The following is an 18,995-nucleotide window of genomic DNA, read 5'->3' as shown; positions in this document are numbered from 1 at the left end:
AAAGACGCGGGAAGATCCGTCAGATGTCCATTCTCTGAAATTCGCTTGCGCCTCAGAGTGGAGAGGGACGCGTTCGCGACGAGGACGGAGTCGACGCCGGTGCGGGAATCAGGCCGGCCGCCACCGCCTTGTTCGTCGCGTCCACCCGGGAAGTCGCCCCGAGTTTCGCGAAGATATTGCGCAAATGGCGCTTCACCGTGCCTTCTGTAAGGCCCAGTTGGGTCGCCGTACGGCGATTACTGAGGCCCGCCGCCACCAGCGCGATCACCTCCAGTTCGCGCGGGCTGAGGACCTCGCGGTCGGGCTCCGGCTCGGGGTCCGGCGTCGGGCGGGTGCGCGGCGGCAGGGACACCGTCAGGCCGTCCTGCGTGCACGCGTCCCGCAGCGCGGCCGTCAGCGAGCGGTGGGTGGCCGTCTTGTGCAGGTAGCCGCGAATGCCCAACGGCAGCAGCACCTGCAGGAGCCTGGGGTCGTCGTGCATCGAGAGCACCATGATCTTGGTGTTCGGCGAGGCGGCCTGGAGGGCGCGGACCGTGCGTGCCGGGTCCTCGTTGCCCGGCATCTCGATGTCCATCAGGACGACGTCGGGGCGGTGCCCGCCGACCGCGGCCACCATGCCGGGCGCGTCCCCGACGGCCGCGACGACGTCGAAGTCGCCCATGCCGCGGATGAGTTCGGCCAGCGCGTCTCTCAGCAAGGTGTGGTCGTCGGCGATGATGACGCGGTACTGACTCATGAAGTGACCCGCTCCCGGACGGGCTTCGCATCCTGGGGGATCGGCAGCGACATGCGCATACCGGTGCCCACCCCGGGCGTACTGGTGAGGAAGAACACGCCGTCCAGCGCGTGGGTCCGCTCCCGCATGGACATCAGGCCGCTGCCGCGCCCGCCGGGTGTACACGAGGGGTCGAAGCCGTCCCCGTCGTCGTGGGCGAAGCAGTCCACCCGGTGCGGGGCGACGTCCACTTCGAGGGCGACCGTCCGGGGTCTGGCGTGCGTCAGCGAGTTGCGCAGGAACTCGCGCAGGACCAGGAACAGCTCCTCCGCGTGCGCCTCGGGCAGCCAGCTCTCGTCGCCGTTCACCTCGATGTGCAGTTCCACACCGGTCGACTGGTGCTGCTCGGCGTACTCCCGCAGGGCCTCGGCCAGGCGGCGGGAGCCGTTGTCGACCCGCAGATCGGAGATCAGGCCCCGGGTGTAGTCGCCGGCCTCGTCCAGCGCCTGCCTGATCCGGCGCAGGAAGCGGCCGCTCTGCTCGGCCGGCTGGTTCTGCTCCACGGCGAGTTCGTGCAGGTCGAGGTAGCGGTGGGCCATCGCCAGGCTGTTGCCCAGGTGGTCGTGGAGGTCGCGGCCGAGCCGCTTGCGGTGGTCGCTGGCGCGCTCCTCCACCCGGTTGAGGAGGTACGCGTCGTAGCCCGCGGCCGAGACCTGGAGACAGGTCGCGAGGCTGTGGTTGAGGGCCGAGACGGCGCGGCCGAGGCACTCGGACGACTGCTCCATCGGCAGGTCCGCGGCGGCACCGATCAGGTACTGCAGGGTGATCTGGAACAGCAGGCCGGACGAGCGCAGCGTGTCCGCGGGGTGCACCGTCTGCAGGATGCCGCGGGTGCTCAGACCCACCGACAGGCTCAGCGCCATGTTGGCTCGAACCGTCGCCTCGTCGGTGTCGTTCCGCAGGGACTCGCAGCACTCCTCGAGCACGAGCCGGGCGTGTTCCCGCGCCTCGCTCCAGAGCTCGTCGGTGGAGACGAGAGGGCTGGAGACGCTGATGAGGGATTCGCGGAAGCGGTCGATGATTTCTTCTCTGCCGGCGGCCAGTCTGATCTCGAGCTGGCGTGCCGCCGAACCGATGATCTCGTCCTGCTGTGTCTGTGCCATGGCTGGAACCCTTCCCCCTTGTGTTGCCGAGAGGGAGTCTACGCGAACCAATCAGGCTGAAGATCGGTCAGAATTCAATATGTAACGAGGCATTATCGTCCGGTGGCCTGCGGAATCGGCGAAATTTGTCAGGTCGGCGGTGGATACCGCGTGGTGGCGCAGACGGATCCGTACCCGGAATCGATCGGCGCGGTCCGTGGCCACCGCGGCGGCGTAGTCCCCGAAAGGGTGAGGAAGCGTCACCGACAGGGCGGGCCACGGGGAGAGGTCCCGGCCCGCGGCGGCGGAGAGGCCCAGACCCGACGCCTTCACCGAGGCCTCCAGCCGGGTCCAGGCACGGAAGCCCGAGGTGGTCTCGCGCTGCGGACCGCCGAGCACCCGGGCCCAGTCGATGCCGGCCCGGATCCGTTCGACGTCCACCCCGACCGTGGTCCCCGGAGCGCGCACCGCGAGGAGGGCGAGTCCGTCGGAGCGGGACAGACTGATCGCCGGCCCGGGGCACCAGCCCAGGTTGTAGCCGGGCTTGCCGTGCTGGGCGTGACGGACGTGGGTGAGATCGGCCGGCCGGCAGCCCAGGTAGCCCGAGACGATGTCGCGCGAGGCGAGATGGGCCGTCAGATACCGGTGGCGGGCCTTCGGGTTGCGCTCGCCCAGCCGCTGCAGCCGTTGCCGCTCGTACGGGCTGAGCTCTCCCGCACGCTCCTCGTGGGTGCCGGGGGCGGTGTCGTCGAGCGGGACGACCCACAGGTCGACGGTGTCGGGGTCGATCATGCCTGGCTTTCCTTTCGACGCCGGCCGGGTCCCCGCCGCACGTATACGGCGGGGACCCGGCTGGGAGGGGGCGACGGATCAGTCGTCGACGAGGGAGGGCTCGCGCGACTCCACGGGGGCGGAGCCGGCCGGAGCGGCCTCCTCGGGCTGGGTGAGCATGAGGTGGACCACCACGGCGGTCAGCGCGCACAGGACCGCGGAGGCCCACAGGATGACGCGCAGCGCGTCCGTGTGCCCCTGCGACAGGAAGTCCAGGAACGAGTCCCGCAGCCGTGCGGGCGCGTCCGCGACCACACCGGCCGCGTCACCACTGGCCACCCGGTCGGCCGCCGGACCGGCCGAGGTGCCGGAACCGAGGTACGTGGACAGTCCGTCGGAGATCCGGGACCGGACCATGGAGGCCAGCGCCGCGACCATGATCACGGCCGCGATGGCCTCGCTGGCGAGGCGGATGGTGTTGAACATGCCGGCCGCCATGCCCGCGCGCTCCGGCGGCACCGTGCTGACCGCCGCGCCGTCCAGGACACCCATGATCAGGCCCACGCCGACGCCCGCGACGAGCAGCGGACCGGCGAGACCGGCCACACTGATGCCCGGGTGAGCGACCGTCAGCCACGCGCAGCCCGCGGCGATCAGGAGCAGGCCGAGCCCCAGCACGGCCCGCACCTGCACACCGGCCGCGACCATCTTGCCGCCGATGAGCGGGCAGAACAGCACGGGCCCGGTCAGCAGCAGCATGATCAGACCGGCGCCCTCGCTGCTCGCCCCGTTCGCGCCGATCAGATAGGAGGGCAGCACGAGCAGCAGGCCGATGAAGCCGAACGAGAACGCGACGTTGAGCAGGTTCACCGCGAGGAAGCGGCGCTCCTTGAAGAGGGAGAGGTCGAACATCGGGGCCGGGTGGCGCCGTTCGACCACGGCGAAGATCGCGACCAGCACGAGCGAACCGGCGAACAGACCGAGCACGGTGCCGCTCAGCCAGCCGTTCTGCGGGCCCTGGATGATGCCCAGGGTGAACAGGACCAGCGCCAGGCTGAAGGTGATCGTGCCGGGCCAGTCGATCCGTCCGGCGTCGGGGTTGCGGGACTCCGGCAGGAAGGGGAGGCCCAGCATCGACAGGACCACGAGCGCGAGGTGCGCGTAGAACACCGACTCCCAGCCGAGCGCGCCGACCAGCAGGCCGCTGGTCGTCGGGCCGAGGGCGAGACCGGCGCCGAGTGTCATGCCGGCCACGGCGAACGCCTTGGCACGGGCGGCGCCGTCGAAGGTGGTGGCCACGATCGCGGTGGCCGACGTCATCAGCGCGGCGGCGCCGACACCGGCCACACCGCGGGCGATGTCGACGACCAGGACGCTGGGCGCGAGCACGGTCGCGACGAGCGACACCGCGTACAGCCCGGTGCCGAACGCGAACATCCGCTTGCGGCCCAGCAGGTCGGCGAGCGAACCCGCGACCATCATCAGACTGGCCGCCATGACGTTGTAGGCGTTGACCACCCACTGCAGGGAGGCCAGGCTGCCGCCGAGTTCGCGCCCGATGTCGGGGAGGGCGACGGGGGTGCCGCTCACTCCGAGCGGCACGATCAGTACGCCGAGACACACCACGAGCAGGGTGAGTCCCGTACGGTTCCCGGCAGCGGGCCGGGCGTCGGGGGTGGACATGAGGTCGTGCTCCTTCAGTCGAGCGGATCCTGTACGGGGTGCGGGTGGGGACGGGTCACGAGGTCGCGGACCAGGCGCAGGTCGCCCAGCCGGCTGACCGTCGAGACCACCGCGTCGGGCCGGACCAGGCAGGCGAGCGGCCCGCGGACGCCCAGCGCGGCATGGAGGGCGGCGCCCGGGTCGGCCAGTACCTGCGGACCGCCGGCCGGCCGGTCCTCCGAACGGGGCCGGGGGACGCTGGAGACGACCACGGTCCGGTGACCGGGGCCGGCCAGTGCCGAGGCCGCGGCGACGGCCTCGGCGGTGCGGCCCGCGGCACGGCCGTCCGCGGCGAACACCAGCAGCAGCGGCTTGCCGTCCGCCAGCAGGTCGTGCAGCCGGTCGCCGGGCAGCCGGTCCGCGGGCCGGGTGGCGGAGAGGGGGACGTCCGGCAGCCGGGCCCCCTCGCGCAGCCGCCCGAAGGACCGGCGGGGGCCGGCGTGGACCAGCGAGAGCTGGGTCTGGCGCGGGGTCACGAACCGGTCGAGTACCCCGGTGCGTTCGCCGGCCCGGAGGGCCGCGTCGCGCACGGTGCGCCTCCAGCCCTTCATCATCCACAGCCGCGTCTGCAGGTCGGTGTCGCCGAGTACGCCGCGGGCGACCTGCCGCCGCTCGTCCTCCCAGCGGTCGAGGAAGGACTCGGGGGCGTCGCCGCGCACCACCGCGGCGAGCCGCCACGCCAGCGTCGTGCCGTCCTCGATCCCGGTGTTCAGGCCCTGACCGCCCGCCGGACTGTGGATGTGCGCCGCGTCCCCGGCCAGCAGCACCCGGCGGTCCCGGAACCGGTCGGCGACCTTCCGGTGCACCCGGAAGACACCGGTCCGGTGCTCGCCGGTCAGCTCGATCGGCACCGGGCAGCGCTCCGACGCCGCGCGCTGCACCTCGGACCGGACGTCCTCGGCGATCTCGGCGTCCGGCGGCAGACTGGTGAACACCCGGAAGTTCCCGCCCGGCAGACCCACCACGACCAGGACACCCTTGGCGGTCATGAAGTAGTGGGCCTCGTCCTGCGCGAGCGGGGTGTCGCAGGGCCCGTCCGACAGCAGGAACTGCTGCGGGTACGTCTCGCCCTCGTAGCCCGTGCCGATCGCGTCGCGGACGGTGCTGTGGGCGCCGTCGGCACCGATCAGCCAGGCGGCGCGCACCTCCTCGCCGGTCTCGCCGGCCTTGCCGCCCGAGAGCACGGCGGTCACCCCGTCCGCGTCCTGGCTCAGCGAGGTGAGCCGGACGCCGAACTCGGTCTTGCCGCCGAGCGCCTCGAACCGGTGACGCAGCGCCTCCTCGGTCTCCTGCTGGGGCAGCGAGACCGCGAACGGGAAGCGGGTGTCGCCGACCCGGTCGAAGGTGAGCCGGGCGACCTTCCTTCCGGCCGAGTGGTAGTTCTGCGCGTGCAGCGGGAGACCCCGGTCCAGGATCTCGTCCGCCGCGCCGAGCCGGTGCAGCGCCTCCAGCGCCCGCGGCCACAGCGTGATCGCCTTGGCGTGCGGGTTGGGCCGCTCCGCCCGGTCGATCAGGCGGACCGCCACGCCCTGCTGGAGCAGCCCCGTCGCGGCGGCGAGCCCGACCGGCCCGGCGCCGACGACGATGACGCCGCCGGCGGCCGTTCCGGCGCTCATCGCCCGGCTCCGTCGCGCACCACGAGGCAGGCGACCTGGCCGTCGTGCCCGAGACCGGTGACCAGCGCGACCCGCCGGCCGCCGGCGGCCGGCTCGTCCTGCCAGCGCGCCAGCACCGCCGCCAGCTGCAGGGCGCCGTCCGCGCTGTACGCCTCGCCCACGACGTCCTTGACCCGGACCTCGGCGACCTCACGACCGCCCAGGGCACGTGCCACGGCACGCCGCTCCACGCCCTCCAGGGAGACGAGGCCGGTACCGCCGGGAGCCACCAGCGTGACCTCGGACGCCTCGACGCCGCTGCGCTCCAGCGCCCGGGTGACGCACCGGGCGAGCGCGCCGCCGAGCCCCGGACGGACACCCTCCGGGACGAACGCCGTCTCGCAGGCGAGGATCTCGGCCAGTACCGGCGTGCCCGCCGCGTGCGCGGCCTCGGCGTCCTGGAGGTCGAACAGGGCGCAGCCCTCGCCGACCGGGGTGTCCTGGGTGAGGGCACCCGTCGCCGCCCAGCCCCACGCGGTCTGCGGGCACAGCTCCTCGACCCCGCCGACCAGCAGCCGGGCGGCGTGACCCTGCGAGAAGGCGTTGCGCGCGTACCGGAACGCGGCCAGTGCGGCCGTGGTCCCGCCGGACAGCGTCGCGTTGATGCCCCGCAGACCGTGCCAGATGGCGACCTGGCCGGTGACCGAGTTCATCACCGTGTTGGGGAACGCGGCGGCGTTCACCAGGTACGGGCGATCCTGGACATGGGTGTCCCGGGCGAACTCGCTGCTGCTGCGGACGCTGCCCGAGGTGGTGCCCAGCACCACCCCGGTCGCCGCCCACGCGGGATCGCCCTCCTCGACGGCCGCGCCCGAGCGCAGCACCGCGGCGGCGGCCAGTCCCAGCGCGGTCGTACGGTCCAGGTGGCGAGTGCCCTTGCGGCCCACGTGGTCCGCGATGCGGAACTCGGGGACCACCCGCACGTCGTCGGGCAGACCGTCGGCGGCCGCCTCGCCGAGCGGGAGCTCGGCTCCGTCGGCGCACGGCTGCCGTTCGCCGCGCAGCGCCTCGGCGAGCGCGTCGAGCCCGACACCGGCCGGTGAGACGACACCGTGGGCGGTGACGGCCAGCGGCCGGACACGGGGGAGCGGCGCGGCCGCCGCGACGTCCGTCGTGGACGCGAGAGTGGTCGTCATGACACCTTCCCGAGGATGGTGATGGCGTTGTTGCCGCCGAACGCGAAGCCGTGGTTCTGCGCGATGCGGACCTCGGCGGGACGGGCCCTGTTCGGGACGGGGTCGAGCCCCGGGCCGAGCGCCGCGTCCGTCTCGCGCAGGTTCGCCGTGGGAGGCAGGAACCCCTGCTGGATCGCCTTGCAGCAGATCAGCGCCCCGAAGCCGCTGGCCGCGCCCATGGTGTGACCGAGCATCGACTTCACGGAGCTGACCGGCGGGAGCCGGTCGCCGAAGACCTCGCGGATCGCGGTGACCTCGGTGATGTCGTTGGTCGGCGTGCCGGTGCCGTGGGCGCTGATGTAGTCCACCTGGTCCGGGGTGACGCCCGCGTTGCGGTGCGCCCTGCGGACGCACTCCGCGATGCTTCCGGAGTCCGGGTGCACCATGTGCTTCGCGTCGCAGCTGAGCCCGTACCCGAGCACCTCGGCGTAGATCGTGGCGCCGCGGGCCACGGCCCTCTCCAGCGGTTCGAGCAGCAGCGCGACACCGCCCTCGGCGGTCAGGATGCCGGTGCGGTCCTTGTCGAACGGTCGGCACACCTCCTCGGCGAGCGCCCCCAGACGCAGGAAGCCCGCGTGGGTGTAGCGGTTCACCGAATCGGCGCCGCCGGCCAGCATGTAGTCGGCCTCGCCGGTGCGCACCAGGTCGGCCGCGTAGCCGATGGCGTAGTTGCTGGCCGAGCAGGCCGTGGGAAGCGTCTGGGCCTCGCCGGTGAGACCCAGCTCGGTGTTGACGGCGGCGGCGATCCGGCCGGCCGGCACCTGGCGGACCAGGTCGGGCGACAGGCTCTTGAGACCACCGCCCACCCACTCCTGCGTGAGCCGGTCCACGACCGGGGCCTCACCGCTGGTGGTGCCCATGGCGGAGCCGGCGCGGGCCCGGGCCAGCTGCTCCCGGTCCAGGCCGGCGTCCTCGACGGCCTGGGCCGCGGCGGCCGCCGCGAGCTGGGCGGAACGGCCCCAGCGCGCCGGGTCGAGCGTCCGCAGCGCGGCACGCGGATCGAAGTCGTGCACCTCGCCGGCCATCACGCTGGGAAAGCCGGCCGTGTCGAACGAACGGATCGGGGAGATGCCGCTGCGGCCTTCCCGGACCGACGCGGTGAGGGCCTCGGCACTCATGCCGAGACTGCTCACCGCGCCGAGCCCGGTCACCACGACGCGGCGTGCGGTGGGTTCAGGCACGCTCGGTCCCCGCGGCCAGGGCGACGACGTGGCCGGCCAGGGTGCCCAGGTCGGTGAGCTTCTCGGCCTCCTCGACCGGGACGGAGATGCCGAGCTCCTTGTCTATGCGGGCGAGTATCTGGATCAGCGCGAGCGAGTCCGCGTCGAAGTCCTCGACGAACTGGGCCGCCGGATCGAGTGCCGTGGGCTCCTCCTCGAGCTCCAGTTCCTCGGCGACGATGACCTGGATGCGCGCCAGGATCTCGTCGGACGTGAGAGCGACAGCGTTGTTCGACATGGTGGATTCCCCTCCTGGGCCGACGACCACCGCCGGCCGGTGATGAGGAATCTGGCAGGTCACGGCCGCCGTCAGAAGGCTTTTGCTCCCAAGGCGCCGGTCGGTGCGCCGCAAGTGGCAGGACCGCTGTGTCGATGGGGGAATGCCTGGTGGGAGGGGGTGACTACCTCTCGATGTCACTTTGGAGGCAGTGCCGTGCCCCTTGGTGGTACGGCCGTTGAGGAGGGCCTAGAGAGCCGCCCATGCTGATTCCCGCAGACGCCCCGAGAGGCGTGGCCGAGAAAGGGAATCCCATGCCCTCAGCAACCAGCCCCCGTACCGGAGCGGACCCGCGGACGTCCCGGGCCGAACCCGCCACGGCACGTCCGACCGTGCACCGGCCCCTGGCCTTCTTCTCCCTGTCGATGGGAGCCCTCACCCTGGCCACCCTGATCGGCGTGGCCGCCGACGACCGGGTCCTCAACGGCGCGCCGATCTGGCTGAAGCCGCTGCACTTCGCCTTCTCGCTCGCCGTCTACGGAGCGACCCTCGCCTGGCTGCTCCCGCGCATCGAGCGCTTCCCGCGCGCCGCCTGGTGGGCCGGCACCCTGATCGCCGTGAGTTCCTTCGCGGAGGCGTTCATCATCTCCGTGCAGGCGGGACGCGGCACCTACAGCCACTTCAACATGACCACGCCGGTGAACACCGCGTTCATGCACAGCATGACCGTCGCCGTGATCGTGCTGTGGACCTCCAACTTCGTCGCCGCGATCCTGGTACTGCGCGACCGCTCGCTCGCCCCCGCCCTGCGCTGGGCGGTACGCCTGGGCCTCGCGCTCGCCGTCGTCGGCATGGCGCTCGGCATGCTGATGAACACGCCGACCGCCGAACAGCAGCAGGCCCTCGACGCCGGACTGCCGACCCTCGTCGGCGCGCACAACGTCGGTGTGGCCGACGGCGGCGCCGGCATGCCGCTGACCAACTGGAGCACGCAGGGCGGCGACCTGCGCATCCCGCACTTCGTCGGCATCCACGCACTGCAGGTGCTGCCGCTGGCGGCCCTCGGCCTCGCCGCGCTCGCCCGCCGGCGCCCCGGCTCACCCCTCGCCGACGAGTCCGCCCGCGCCCGGCTCGTCATCGTCCTGGGCGCCTTCTGGACCGGACTGCTCGCGATCGTCACCTGGCAGGCGCTCCGCGGCCAGGCCCTGATCCACCCGGACACCGCCACCCTCGCCGCCACGGGCCTGGTGGTCCTGGCCGGCGCCGTCGCCTCCGCCGCGGCCCTGCGCCTCCGCCGCTGAGGACCGCACCTCGGCCGGCCCCGCGCCCACGCCGCCGAAGGCCGTCACCCGGCCGGGCGCCCGACCCCACGAAGCACGGAGAGAACCCCTACATGTCCGAGACCCTCGCGGCCACGACCGCCGAACCCGCCTTCCACATACGTTTCGCGCACACCGTCGACCGGCATCTGGTGCACCGCGCCGCCGTGGCCGAGGTGTTCGTCACCGACGCCCGGCAGATCGGCGACTCCGTGTACCTCGCCGGCGCCCAGACCCCGCTGTCGCACGGCTACTACAACGACCACCTCCAGCAGCCCGCCCTCACCGACGTGCTCCTGGTCCTGGAGGCGTGCCGGCAGGCGGCGGTGTGCGCGGCCCACACCTTCCTCGACATCCCGATGGACACCTCCTTCCTCGTCAACGAGGTGTCCGTACAGCTCGACCACCCCGAGGCGCTGCGCACCGGCAGCGACCCGGGCGAGCTCCAGCTCCTCACCGAGTACCCCACCGTGCGGATGAAGGCCGACCGCGCCCGCAAGGTCGGCGTCGCCCAGGAACTGACCTTCAACGGAAGGCCCGTGGGTCTGGCGTCCATGCAGGTCAGTGCCCTGACCAAGACCGAGTACGCGGCGCTGCGGACGTACCAGCGCGGCGGCGTGGCACCCTCCACCCGTGAGGTGCCGCGTCCCGACCGCTCGACGGTCCTCGCCCCCGAGCAGGTGGGCCGCTCCTCGCGCGGCAACGTCGTCCTCGCCTCGCCCGCCTTCGAGGAGGGGCGCCTGACGGCGCAGCTCGTCCCCGACTTCGACAACCGCAGCCTCTTCGACCACGAGTACGACCACTTCCCGGCCATGACCCTGCTCGAAGGGGCCCGTCAGCTCGGTCTGCTGGCCGCCTACTGGGGCGGCAGGCCGCTGAACCGGACCCATGTGACGGGCGTCGACGCGGCCTTCCTCCGGTTCGCCGAACTCGACGCTCCCGTCGTGGTCAGCGCCGAGATGCCGCAGGGCGGGAAGGACACCCTGGACGTCGTCTTCGAGCAGTCGGGCCGCACCGTCGCCACCGCGTCGATCCGGCTCCACGAGGAGCCCGCCCGACCGGTCGCCGGCCCGGCGGAGAGCGCCGCGTGACCGGCCGCGTCCAGGCGGTGTGGACCGATTTCCGCGGCGTCCTCACCCCGCCGCTGCCCTGGGCGGTGGAGTCCTTCTGCGGGCCGCTCGGCCTCGAACCGCGGCTGCTCCACGCGGCGATGCGCACGGTCGGCAGGGCGTACGGCGCCGGCTCGATGGAGGTGCTCGACACCCCGCTGGCCACCGAGGAGGAGTGGGGACGGCAGGTCGAGGCGGCGCTGCTGGACGAGTTCGGTGTCAGGGCCGACATGTCGGGCTTCGCGGAACGCTGGTTCGCCGACCGCCGCGTCAACCAGCCCTGGATCGACGAGCTGCGGCGGCTGCGGGCCGCCGGGATCTTCGTGGGACTGCTGTCGAACATGCCGCCCGGTTGGGACCGGTACTGGCGCCTGATGGTGCCGCCGGAGGACTTCGACGCCCTCGTGATGTCATTCGAGACCGGCTGCCGCAAGCCGGACCGGGAAGTCTTCGACCTGGCCGTCGGCCGCTCGGGGATCCCCGCGGAGCGGAGCCTGCTCGCCGACGACCTCGCCGAGAACTGCGAGGGAGCGGTCCGCGCCGGCTGGCACGGACTGCACTTCACCGACACCGACGACGCCGTGCGCGCGGTCCGGGAGGCCTGCGGGCTCCCGCAGGCCGGCCCGGTGGTCGCCACGCACACCGAAAGGATTCCGACATGAGCCGCACCGTTCTGATCAGCGGAGGCAACCGGGGCATCGGCCTCGCCGTGGCGCGCGCCTTCACCGAGGCCGGTGACAAAGTGGCGGTGACCTACCGCACCGGCGAGCCGCCCGAGGGCCTGTTCGGCGTCGCCTGCGACGTCACCGACGAGGAGTCCGTCAAGCGGGCCGTGGCCGAGGTCGAGGCGCAGTACGGCCCCGTCCAGGTCCTCGTCGCCAACGCGGGCATCACCCGGGACGGCCTCCTGCCGATGATGAGCGAGGCCGACTTCCGCGACGTGATCGACACCAACGTCCTCGGGGCCTTCCGGCTGGCCAAGCACGCCACCGGCGGGATGCTGCGCAAGCGGTGGGGCCGGCTGGTCTTCATGTCCTCGGTGATGGGCACCCTCGGCTCGCCCGGCCAGACCAACTACGCGGCCTCCAAGAGCGGCCTCGTGGGCCTCGCCCGCTCGCTGGCCTGGGAGCTCGGCAGCCGCAACATCACCGCGAACGTGGTGACCCCGGGGCTCATCGAGACCGACATGATCCAGCACGTCACGGACCGGCGGCGGGCCGAACTCATCGCCAACACCCCGCTCAGGCGCACCGGAACGGCCCAGGAGGTCGCCGCGGTGGTGCGATTCCTGGCCAGTGAGGAGGCGGCCTTCGTGACCGGCGCCGTCGTCCCGGTCAGCGGTGGCATCGGCATGGGGCACTGACCCCGACCCCTGATCGAGGATGGGAGAGATCGGCGTGCACCGTACTGGTGGGGAGGGACGCCCCGCCGTCACCGTCGACTGCACACCCCGCTCCGGGCCTTCCCGGGAGGACCTCGAGATCCTCGACCGGTGGATGCCCCTGGCCGAGGAGCCGGGACCCGCGGACTGCGGCGGCGCGGGCTGTCGCGCCGCCGAACGGCTGGCCGGCCAGCTGGCGGTGGCCGCCCGGGGCAAGGGCGGACGGCTCCGGCACGTCGCGCGGACCCTCCACGAGTCGTGGCTGCGGCCCCACGGCGTCCGGCTCAGGGAGGAGGCCGGCCGGCTGACCTTCAGCCATCCGGACCTCGGCCGGACCGAGCTCGTCCTGTGCCCGATGCACACCCTCCACACCGACGTGTGGGACACCTGCGTCCGCCTGCGGGAACTCACCGCCCGGAACGGCCCCGCCCAGCCCGGGTGCTGAGCCGTCTCCCCCCGTGGGCCCGGGCCCACGGACCCCGCCCCCTCAACTCCCGAGTCGTCGAACCGCGGAAAGGAACCGGCGTGCGCATCGTCCGCCATCACGAATACGGCCCACCCGGAGTCCTGCGTACCGAGGAGGCCGAACTCCCGGCCGTCGGGCCGCGCGACGTGCTCGTCCGGTCCGCGGCGATCGGAGTGGACCACGCCGACGTACAGCGCCGCGGCGGCACCTTCCCCCTCGGCGCGACCCCCCTGCCGTACTGCCCCTCGACCGACGTCGCCGGCACCGTCGTCCGGGTCGGCGCCGAGGTCGAGGACATCCCGCCCGGCACCCGCGTGGTCGTGTGGAAGGCGCCGGACGCCTACGCCGACCACGTGGCGGCCCCCGTCGAACGCGTCCTGCCGCTGCCGTCCGGAATCGATTTCGCCGAGGCGACGCTCCTCGGCGGCCCCGGCCGGGTCGCGGTCAACCTGCTGCGCACCGCCCGGCTCGCGGCCGGCGAGACCGTCCTCGTCCACGCGGGCGCCGGAGCCGTCGGCCACCTGGCCGTCCAGGCGGCCAGGGCGCTGGGCGCGGGCCGGGTGATCGCCACCGCGGGCTCTGCGGCCAAGCTGGACTTCGTCCGCGCGCTGGGCGTGGACGAAGCCGTCGACTACTCCCTCCCCGACTGGCCCGAGCGGGTCGCTGCGGCCGCCGGCGGCGGGGGCGTCGACGTCGCCCTCAACGGCATCGGAGGCAAGCGCCTCCTCGACGACGTCCGGCTCCTGGCCCCGTACGGACGGCTCGTCTCCTTCGGCGGGTCGGGCGGGGACGCCGCGCATCCGGACATCCCCGTCCTGGACCTCCTCGGCATGCGCCAGGTCATGGGCTTCAGCATGCCCGTGGTGCTCCGGCACCGGCCGGAGCAGGCCGAGCAGGCGGTACGGGACCTCGTCCGCATGGTCACGGACGGCTCGGTGCGCCCGGTGGTCCACGCCCGGATCCCGCTCGCCGAGGCGGCCCGCGCCCACGAACTCCTGGAACAGCGAAGGAGCCTGGGCCGCGTGGTCCTGGTCCCGTGAGCAAGCCGCCCCCGGGCCACGGCTGAACCGCTCCGGTTTCCCGGCGCGTCGGCCGGTCCTGCGCAAGGATGCCGGGAGAGGGCGGACCGGCCGGGCTCGATCCCCGGCGAAGGCCGGAGCGCGGCAAGGATCCCGTGGCGCGCGGGGGAGCCGTCCGGCGCTCCGCAGGGAAGAACCCCCTTCGTGTCCGGGCCGCCTCGGCCGGACCCGCCGCGGGGCCGCGAGAGAAGGGTGACGAACGATGACAGAGACCCGCCGGGACGCCGGGGCGTGGATCCGACGGCTCCTCCCGTCGGACGCCCCCGTCCGTCTCGTGTGCTTCCCCCACGCGGGCGGCGCGGCGAGCTACTACCACCGCATGGCGCGGAAGCTGTCCGGCGAGGCGGAGGTCCTCGCCGTCCAGTACCCGGGGCGGCAGGACCGGCGCCGGGAGCCGTGCGTCGACGATCTGGCCGAGCTGGCGGACCTGGTCCTCGCGGAGATCCGCCCCTGGACCGACCGCCCGCTGGCCTTCTTCGGGCACAGCATGGGTGCGCTCCTGAGCTTCGAGGTCGCCCGGCGGCTGGAGGGCGACGGGGGCACCCTGACCGCGCTCTTCGTCTCGGGCCGCCGCGCGCCCCGCCTCACCAGACCCGGGGAGGTCCGTCCGCGCTCCGACGACGAACTGGTCGCCGCCGTGCGGAAGCTGAACGAGGCCGAACTCCCGCTGCTCGACGAGCCCGCGGTCCGCGACTTCGTGCTGCCCCCGCTCCGCGGCGACTACCGGGCCGTCGAGGCCTACCGGTACGAACCGGGACCGCCCCTGGCCTGCCCCGTCGTGATGCTCACCGGTGACCAGGACCCGCAGGTGACGTGGGACGAGGCCCGGGCGTGGCGGGAGCACACCACCGGGGCGTTCGAGCTGCGGAGCTTCGCCGGCGGGCACTTCTACCTCGACACGCACACCGCGGACGTCGCCGGGCTCGTCGCCGCCCACCTGAGGAACCTCCGGAGCCCTCGGTACGGGACGGGAGCGGCGTGAACGGCGGCCGGCTGCTCGCCGTCAGCGACCTGCACGTCGCGCACGCGGACAACCGCAAGCTCGTGGAGGACCTCCGGCCCGGGTCCGACGACGACTGGCTCCTCGTCGCCGGCGACGTCGGCGAGCTCTCCGAGGACATCGAATGGGCCCTGGCGACGCTGAGCGCCCGGTTCGCCCGGGTGGTGTGGGCCCCGGGGAACCACGAGCTGTGGACACCCCGTCAGGACCCCCTGCGGCTGCGCGGTGTGCGGCGCTACGAGCACCTCGTCGCCCTGTGCCAGGGGCTGGGCGTCCTCACCCCGGAGGACCCGTACGCGGTGTGGGACGGGCCCGGCGGGCCGGTCACCGTGGCCCCGCTCTTCGTCCTCTACGACTACACCTTCCGCGTGCCCGGCGCCGGGACCAAGGAGCAGTCCCTGGCCATCGCCCGGGAGAACGGCATCGTCTGCACGGACGAGTACTTCCTCCACCCCGACCCCCATCCGAGCCGGGACGCGTGGTGCGAGGCCAGGGTCGCCCTGACCGAACGGCGCCTCGACGCCTGCGACCCGGAGCTTCCGACCGTGCTGGTCAACCACTTCCCACTGGTCCGCGAGCCCACCCGGATCCTGCGGTACCCCGACTTCGCGCAGTGGTGCGGCACCGTGCGGACGGCCGACTGGCACCGCCGCTACCGGGCCCGCGCGGTCGTCTACGGGCACCTCCACATCCCCCGGACGACCTGGCACGACGGCGTGCGCTTCGAGGAGGTCTCCGTCGGCTACCCGCGCGAGTGGCGCCGGGAGAGCCATCCCCGTGTCGGGCTGCGGCAGATCCTGCCCGAGGCACCGCCGGGATGACCCGGGCACGGCGCCGTCCGGCTCCCGGGTCCCTCGGAAGTGCCGGGAACCGGACGGGCCGCCCCGCGCGTGCGGGGCGGCACCTCAGCCCAGCGGCCGCGCCGGCTCCGCCACCGTCCGCCGCAGCTCGCCGACGGTGCGCCGCGGATCGCCGACGCCGGCGGTGAGCACGGCGCGGAACTCCTCGGAGATCCGCCGCGCCGTCGCCTCCTCGAACAGCTTCGTGCTGTACTCCAGCCGCCCGGTGCAGCGCCCTTCCGTCCGGGTGAGGGACAGCGACAGGTCGTGCTTGGCCGTCGCCGTGTCGCCGTACTCGGTGGTGACGGAGCAGCCCGGCAGGTCCAGTCCGGCCGGTCCGCCCTCCTGGTACGTGAGCATCAGCTGGTAGAGCGGGTTGAAGCCCGGATCCCGCACCGGGTTCAGCTCGTCGACCACCGTCTCGAACGGCAGCTCCCCGTGAGCGAGGGCGCTCCGGCTCTCGTCCCGCGCGCCGAGCACCAGATCCCGGAACGTCGCCTCCGGCGGCACGGCGACCCGCTGCACGACCGTGTTCACGAACATGCCGATCATCCGGTGGTGGCCCTCCGTGCGCCGGTGCGTGACGGGCGAGCCGATCACCGCCTCCGGGCGGCCCCCGCGGGCGGCGGCCACCAGGGCGAAGGCGGCGAGGAAGACCGCGTACGGCGTCGCCCGGCAGGCACGGGCCAGCAGCCCGGCCCGCTCCGCCGCCGACGGGTCCACGTCGAAGCGCACATGGGCGCCGGAGAAGTCCCACACCGGCGGACGCGGCCGGTCACCGGGCACGGTCGCGGGCGCCGGCACGTCCGCGAGCCGGCGCCGCCAGTGGTCGAGCGCCGGATGGCCCGAGAGGTCCGCGAGACGCCCGGCCTGGTGCGTGGCGAACGCGGCGTACTGCTCCGCCGGCGGCTCCGGAAGCGCCTCGGCGCCCTTCCCGAAAACCCGGTAGCCGTCGGAAAGTTCCCGCTGGAGGATCTGCACCGACCAGCCGTCGCACGCGATGTGATGCAACGTCAGGCAGAGTAGGTGTCGCCGCGGGCCCTGCCGGATCAGCAGGGCCCGGATCATCGGATCGGCGGCCAGGTCGAAAGGCCGTCGGACCTCCGCCGAGGCGAGCCGCTCCGCCTCCGCCGCGGGATCGGGATGGGCCGAGACGTCCAGGACCGGGATCCGGACCGGCTCCGCGGGCCGCACCGTCTGGCGCGGCGCGCCCGCCCGGAGCCGGAACACGGTGCGCAGCACCTCGTGCCGGCGGACCACCTCGCTCAGCGACCACTCCAGGGCGGCGACGTCGGGCTCGCCCTCGATCCGGTGCAGCAGCGGCACCGCGTACGCCGGTGAGCCGGGGTGGAACCGGTCGAGGATCCACAGCCCCTTCTGCGCGCGCGAGACCGGATGGTCACCGGCCACGGGCCACCTCGGCGGCCAGGCGGTCCACGGTCGGGTCGTAGAGGAACTCGCCCAGCGGGACCTCCGCGGAGAACCGGTCGTTGATCCGCGCCACCAGGCGCATCGCGAGCAGCGAGTGGCCGCCCAGCGCGAAGAAGTCGTCCGTGACGCCCACGGAGGCGAGCCCCAGCAGGTCGGCGGTGATGCCGGCGATCTCCCGTTCCAGCTCGGTGCGCGGTGCCACCGCCCCCGCGTCCAGGGCCTCCGCGGCGACCGGCGGCAGCGCCGCCCGGTCGACCTTGCCGCTCGCCGCCAGGGGGAGGTCGGCGCGGACCGCGAAGGCGGCCGGCACCATCCATTCGGGCAGCCGCCCGGCGAGGAACTCCCGCAGCCCTTCGGGCGCCACACCGGGCACGGCGGGGACGACGTGCGCCACCAGACGGCGTTCGCCGGTGGACTCGTCCACGACGACGGCGGCCTGCCGCAGGTCGGGATGGAGCCCCAGCGCGGCCTCGACCTCGCCCGGCTCCACCCGGTAGCCGCGGATCTTGACCTGGTCGTCGGCCCGGCCCAGGAAGGTGATCACCCCGTCGGCGTCCGCGCGCACCAGGTCGCCGGTGCGGTACATGCGGGCCCCTTCCTCCTCGGCGAAGGGGTCGGGCAGGAACCGTTCCCGGGTCTGCTCGGGCTGACCCGCGTATCCCCGGGCCACGCCCGGACCGCCGACGAAGAGCTCGCCCGTCCCGCCCTCGGCCACCGGGGCGAGGGACGCGTCGAGGACGTAGCAGGAGGTGTTCGCGATGGGCCGGCCGAGAGGGATCGACACGGCGTCCTCGGGCACCGACCCGATCGGCCCGCAGACGGCGAACGTCGTGGTCTCGGTCGGCCCGTAGCCGTTCACCAGCACCTCCGGCCGGTCGGCCGGGGTGTTGGCGAGAAGCCGGCGGGCCGGGGCGATCCCGACGACGTCGCCGCCCACCAGCAGGGTGCGCAACCCGCCGAAGCTGTCCGGCCGGTCGGCCATGACGGCCGTGAACAGCGGAGAGGTGAGGAACATCGTCGTGATCCGGTGCTCGGCCAGCGCCCGGCCCAGGGCGCCCGGGTCGAGGACCGTCTCGGTCGGGACGACACAGAGGGTGCCGCCGTGCAGCAGCGCCCCCCACAGCTCGAAGGTGAAGGCGTCGAAGGAGGAGTCGGCCACCTGCGCCATCCGCACGTCCGGGCCGAGCGCCACGTAGTCGGTGTCGAGGACCAGCCGCAGCACCGACCGGTGCTCGACCATCACGCCCTTCGGCCGGCCGGTCGAGCCGGAGGTGAAGAGCACGTACGCGAGCGAGCGCGGCCCGATGGCCACCGGCGGGAGCGGAACGGCGCCGGCGGCCGCGGTCGCCGCCGCGACGTCCTCGGGCGTGACCACCACCGACGCCTCCGCGTCGTCGAGCATCCGCCGCTGCCGCTCCCTCGGGTACCCGGGGCTGACGGGGACGTAGGCGCCGCCCGCCTTCAGCACGGCGAGGACGGCCGTGACCAGAGCGTGGCCACGGTCGAGGAGCACACCCACCCGCGCCTCGGCGGTCACGCCCCGGTCGTGCAGGAGGAGCGCGAGCCGGTCGGAGCGCGCGTCCAGCTCGGCGTACGTGAGGGAGTGCTCGCCGTCGACGACCGCGACGGCCTCGGGGCGCGCCTTCGCCTGGGCGGCGAAGAGCTCGGTCAGGGTCGCGTCGGCCGGGTAGGGCGTGAGGGGGCCCCGCAGGATACCCAAGGCGGTGTCTCCAGTTCCTTCGGAGGGACGGGGA

General features: G+C 73.5%; 18 protein-coding genes. 8 read left to right on the top strand and 10 right to left on the bottom strand.

Annotation, left to right across the window (positions count from 1 at the left end; all coding sequences use genetic code 11):
* Positions 1-52 precede the first annotated feature (52 nt).
* From ACGFZF_RS17310 to ACGFZF_RS17275, 8 genes are all read right to left on the bottom strand, one after another.
* On the bottom strand, positions 53-736 hold the full coding sequence (locus ACGFZF_RS17310) for a response regulator (protein ID WP_393554874.1): 684 nt from the start codon (positions 734-736) through the stop codon (positions 53-55).
* A complete protein-coding gene (locus ACGFZF_RS17305; RefSeq protein ID WP_393554872.1) occupies positions 733-1,878 on the bottom strand; it encodes a sensor histidine kinase in 1,146 nt (381 codons plus the stop codon). Before ACGFZF_RS17305 ends, ACGFZF_RS17310 begins: the two co-directional genes overlap by 4 nt.
* A gap of 51 nt (positions 1,879-1,929) precedes the next feature.
* Positions 1,930-2,649, bottom strand: coding sequence for a 4'-phosphopantetheinyl transferase family protein (locus tag ACGFZF_RS17300; protein ID WP_393554870.1), 720 nt, complete (start codon positions 2,647-2,649; stop codon positions 1,930-1,932).
* A gap of 78 nt (positions 2,650-2,727) precedes the next feature.
* Positions 2,728-4,311 carry an MFS transporter gene (locus ACGFZF_RS17295; RefSeq protein WP_393554868.1) on the bottom strand — a complete coding sequence of 528 codons (1,584 nt, stop codon included), beginning with the start codon at positions 4,309-4,311 and terminating at the stop codon, positions 2,728-2,730.
* A 14-nt stretch (positions 4,312-4,325) separates the two neighbouring features.
* Positions 4,326-5,966, bottom strand: coding sequence for an FAD-dependent monooxygenase (locus ACGFZF_RS17290; RefSeq protein ID WP_393554866.1), 1,641 nt, complete (start codon positions 5,964-5,966; stop codon positions 4,326-4,328).
* Positions 5,963-7,141, bottom strand: a complete 1,179-nt coding sequence (locus ACGFZF_RS17285) for a beta-ketoacyl synthase N-terminal-like domain-containing protein (protein ID WP_393554864.1) — start codon at positions 7,139-7,141, stop codon at positions 5,963-5,965. The genes ACGFZF_RS17290 and ACGFZF_RS17285 overlap by 4 nt, the downstream gene beginning before the upstream one ends.
* The gene (locus tag ACGFZF_RS17280) at positions 7,138-8,361 is read right to left on the bottom strand and encodes a beta-ketoacyl-[acyl-carrier-protein] synthase family protein (protein ID WP_393554862.1); all 1,224 of its coding nucleotides are present in this window, start codon (positions 8,359-8,361) and stop codon (positions 7,138-7,140) included. The genes ACGFZF_RS17285 and ACGFZF_RS17280 overlap by 4 nt, the downstream gene beginning before the upstream one ends.
* Positions 8,354-8,638: an acyl carrier protein gene (locus ACGFZF_RS17275; RefSeq protein WP_147976850.1), complete on the bottom strand. Its 285-nt coding sequence runs from the start codon at positions 8,636-8,638 to the stop codon at positions 8,354-8,356. Before ACGFZF_RS17275 ends, ACGFZF_RS17280 begins: the two co-directional genes overlap by 8 nt.
* 293 nt (positions 8,639-8,931) lie before the next feature.
* Here ACGFZF_RS17275 and ACGFZF_RS17270 point away from each other — a divergent pair, with 293 nt between their 5' ends.
* From ACGFZF_RS17270 to ACGFZF_RS17235, 8 genes are all read left to right on the top strand, one after another.
* Positions 8,932-9,918: a hypothetical protein gene (locus ACGFZF_RS17270; RefSeq protein ID WP_393554860.1), complete on the top strand. Its 987-nt coding sequence runs from the start codon at positions 8,932-8,934 to the stop codon at positions 9,916-9,918.
* A gap of 92 nt (positions 9,919-10,010) precedes the next feature.
* The gene (locus ACGFZF_RS17265) at positions 10,011-11,027 is read left to right on the top strand and encodes a ScbA/BarX family gamma-butyrolactone biosynthesis protein (protein WP_393554858.1); all 1,017 of its coding nucleotides are present in this window, start codon (positions 10,011-10,013) and stop codon (positions 11,025-11,027) included.
* The gene (locus tag ACGFZF_RS17260) at positions 11,024-11,707 is read left to right on the top strand and encodes an HAD-IA family hydrolase (protein ID WP_393554856.1); all 684 of its coding nucleotides are present in this window, start codon (positions 11,024-11,026) and stop codon (positions 11,705-11,707) included. Before ACGFZF_RS17265 ends, ACGFZF_RS17260 begins: the two co-directional genes overlap by 4 nt.
* On the top strand, positions 11,704-12,408 hold the full coding sequence (fabG, locus tag ACGFZF_RS17255) for a 3-oxoacyl-ACP reductase FabG (protein WP_356600229.1): 705 nt from the start codon (positions 11,704-11,706) through the stop codon (positions 12,406-12,408). Before ACGFZF_RS17260 ends, fabG begins: the two co-directional genes overlap by 4 nt.
* Before the next feature lie 34 nt (positions 12,409-12,442).
* The gene (locus tag ACGFZF_RS17250; RefSeq protein ID WP_393554853.1) at positions 12,443-12,871 is read left to right on the top strand and encodes a hypothetical protein; all 429 of its coding nucleotides are present in this window, start codon (positions 12,443-12,445) and stop codon (positions 12,869-12,871) included.
* A gap of 80 nt (positions 12,872-12,951) precedes the next feature.
* Positions 12,952-13,932: a zinc-binding alcohol dehydrogenase family protein gene (locus ACGFZF_RS17245; RefSeq protein WP_393554852.1), complete on the top strand. Its 981-nt coding sequence runs from the start codon at positions 12,952-12,954 to the stop codon at positions 13,930-13,932.
* Between the two features lie 241 nt (positions 13,933-14,173).
* Complete coding sequence (locus tag ACGFZF_RS17240; RefSeq protein WP_393554850.1) at positions 14,174-14,953, top strand: thioesterase II family protein; 780 nt, start codon at positions 14,174-14,176, stop codon at positions 14,951-14,953.
* Positions 14,950-15,792: a metallophosphoesterase family protein gene (locus ACGFZF_RS17235; protein WP_393554849.1), complete on the top strand. Its 843-nt coding sequence runs from the start codon at positions 14,950-14,952 to the stop codon at positions 15,790-15,792. The genes ACGFZF_RS17240 and ACGFZF_RS17235 overlap by 4 nt, the downstream gene beginning before the upstream one ends.
* Before the next feature lie 84 nt (positions 15,793-15,876).
* Here ACGFZF_RS17235 and ACGFZF_RS17230 read toward each other — a convergent pair whose 3' ends face one another.
* Together ACGFZF_RS17230 and ACGFZF_RS17225 are read right to left on the bottom strand one after the other, a co-directional pair.
* The gene (locus ACGFZF_RS17230; protein ID WP_393554847.1) at positions 15,877-17,220 is read right to left on the bottom strand and encodes a condensation domain-containing protein; all 1,344 of its coding nucleotides are present in this window, start codon (positions 17,218-17,220) and stop codon (positions 15,877-15,879) included.
* A complete protein-coding gene (locus ACGFZF_RS17225) occupies positions 17,210-18,961 on the bottom strand; it encodes an amino acid adenylation domain-containing protein (RefSeq protein WP_393554845.1) in 1,752 nt (583 codons plus the stop codon). Before ACGFZF_RS17225 ends, ACGFZF_RS17230 begins: the two co-directional genes overlap by 11 nt.
* Positions 18,962-18,995 lie beyond the last annotated feature (34 nt).

The organism is Streptomyces sp. NPDC048338 (genome assembly GCF_043201055.1).
GTDB lineage: Bacteria > Actinomycetota > Actinomycetes > Streptomycetales > Streptomycetaceae > Streptomyces.
The sequence above is the reverse complement of the archived record's forward strand: the minus strand, read 5'-3'. Positions and strand labels throughout refer to the sequence as shown.

What these genes read in the sequence shown, in the direction of transcription:
- ACGFZF_RS17240 (WP_393554850.1), top strand. Translation starts at nt 14,174, where the DNA reads ATGACAGAGACCCGCCGGGACGCCGGGGCGTGGATCCGACGGCTCCTC.
- ACGFZF_RS17285 (WP_393554864.1), bottom strand. Translation starts at nt 7,141, where the DNA reads ATGACGACCACTCTCGCGTCCACGACGGACGTCGCGGCGGCCGCGCCG.
- ACGFZF_RS17310 (WP_393554874.1), bottom strand. Translation starts at nt 736, where the DNA reads ATGAGTCAGTACCGCGTCATCATCGCCGACGACCACACCTTGCTGAGA.
- ACGFZF_RS17300 (WP_393554870.1), bottom strand. Translation starts at nt 2,649, where the DNA reads ATGATCGACCCCGACACCGTCGACCTGTGGGTCGTCCCGCTCGACGAC.
- ACGFZF_RS17295 (WP_393554868.1), bottom strand. Translation starts at nt 4,311, where the DNA reads ATGTCCACCCCCGACGCCCGGCCCGCTGCCGGGAACCGTACGGGACTC.
- ACGFZF_RS17265 (WP_393554858.1), top strand. Translation starts at nt 10,011, where the DNA reads ATGTCCGAGACCCTCGCGGCCACGACCGCCGAACCCGCCTTCCACATA.
- ACGFZF_RS17270 (WP_393554860.1), top strand. Translation starts at nt 8,932, where the DNA reads ATGCCCTCAGCAACCAGCCCCCGTACCGGAGCGGACCCGCGGACGTCC.
- fabG (WP_356600229.1), top strand. Translation starts at nt 11,704, where the DNA reads ATGAGCCGCACCGTTCTGATCAGCGGAGGCAACCGGGGCATCGGCCTC.
- ACGFZF_RS17290 (WP_393554866.1), bottom strand. Translation starts at nt 5,966, where the DNA reads ATGAGCGCCGGAACGGCCGCCGGCGGCGTCATCGTCGTCGGCGCCGGG.
- ACGFZF_RS17305 (WP_393554872.1), bottom strand. Translation starts at nt 1,878, where the DNA reads ATGGCACAGACACAGCAGGACGAGATCATCGGTTCGGCGGCACGCCAG.
- ACGFZF_RS17275 (WP_147976850.1), bottom strand. Translation starts at nt 8,638, where the DNA reads ATGTCGAACAACGCTGTCGCTCTCACGTCCGACGAGATCCTGGCGCGC.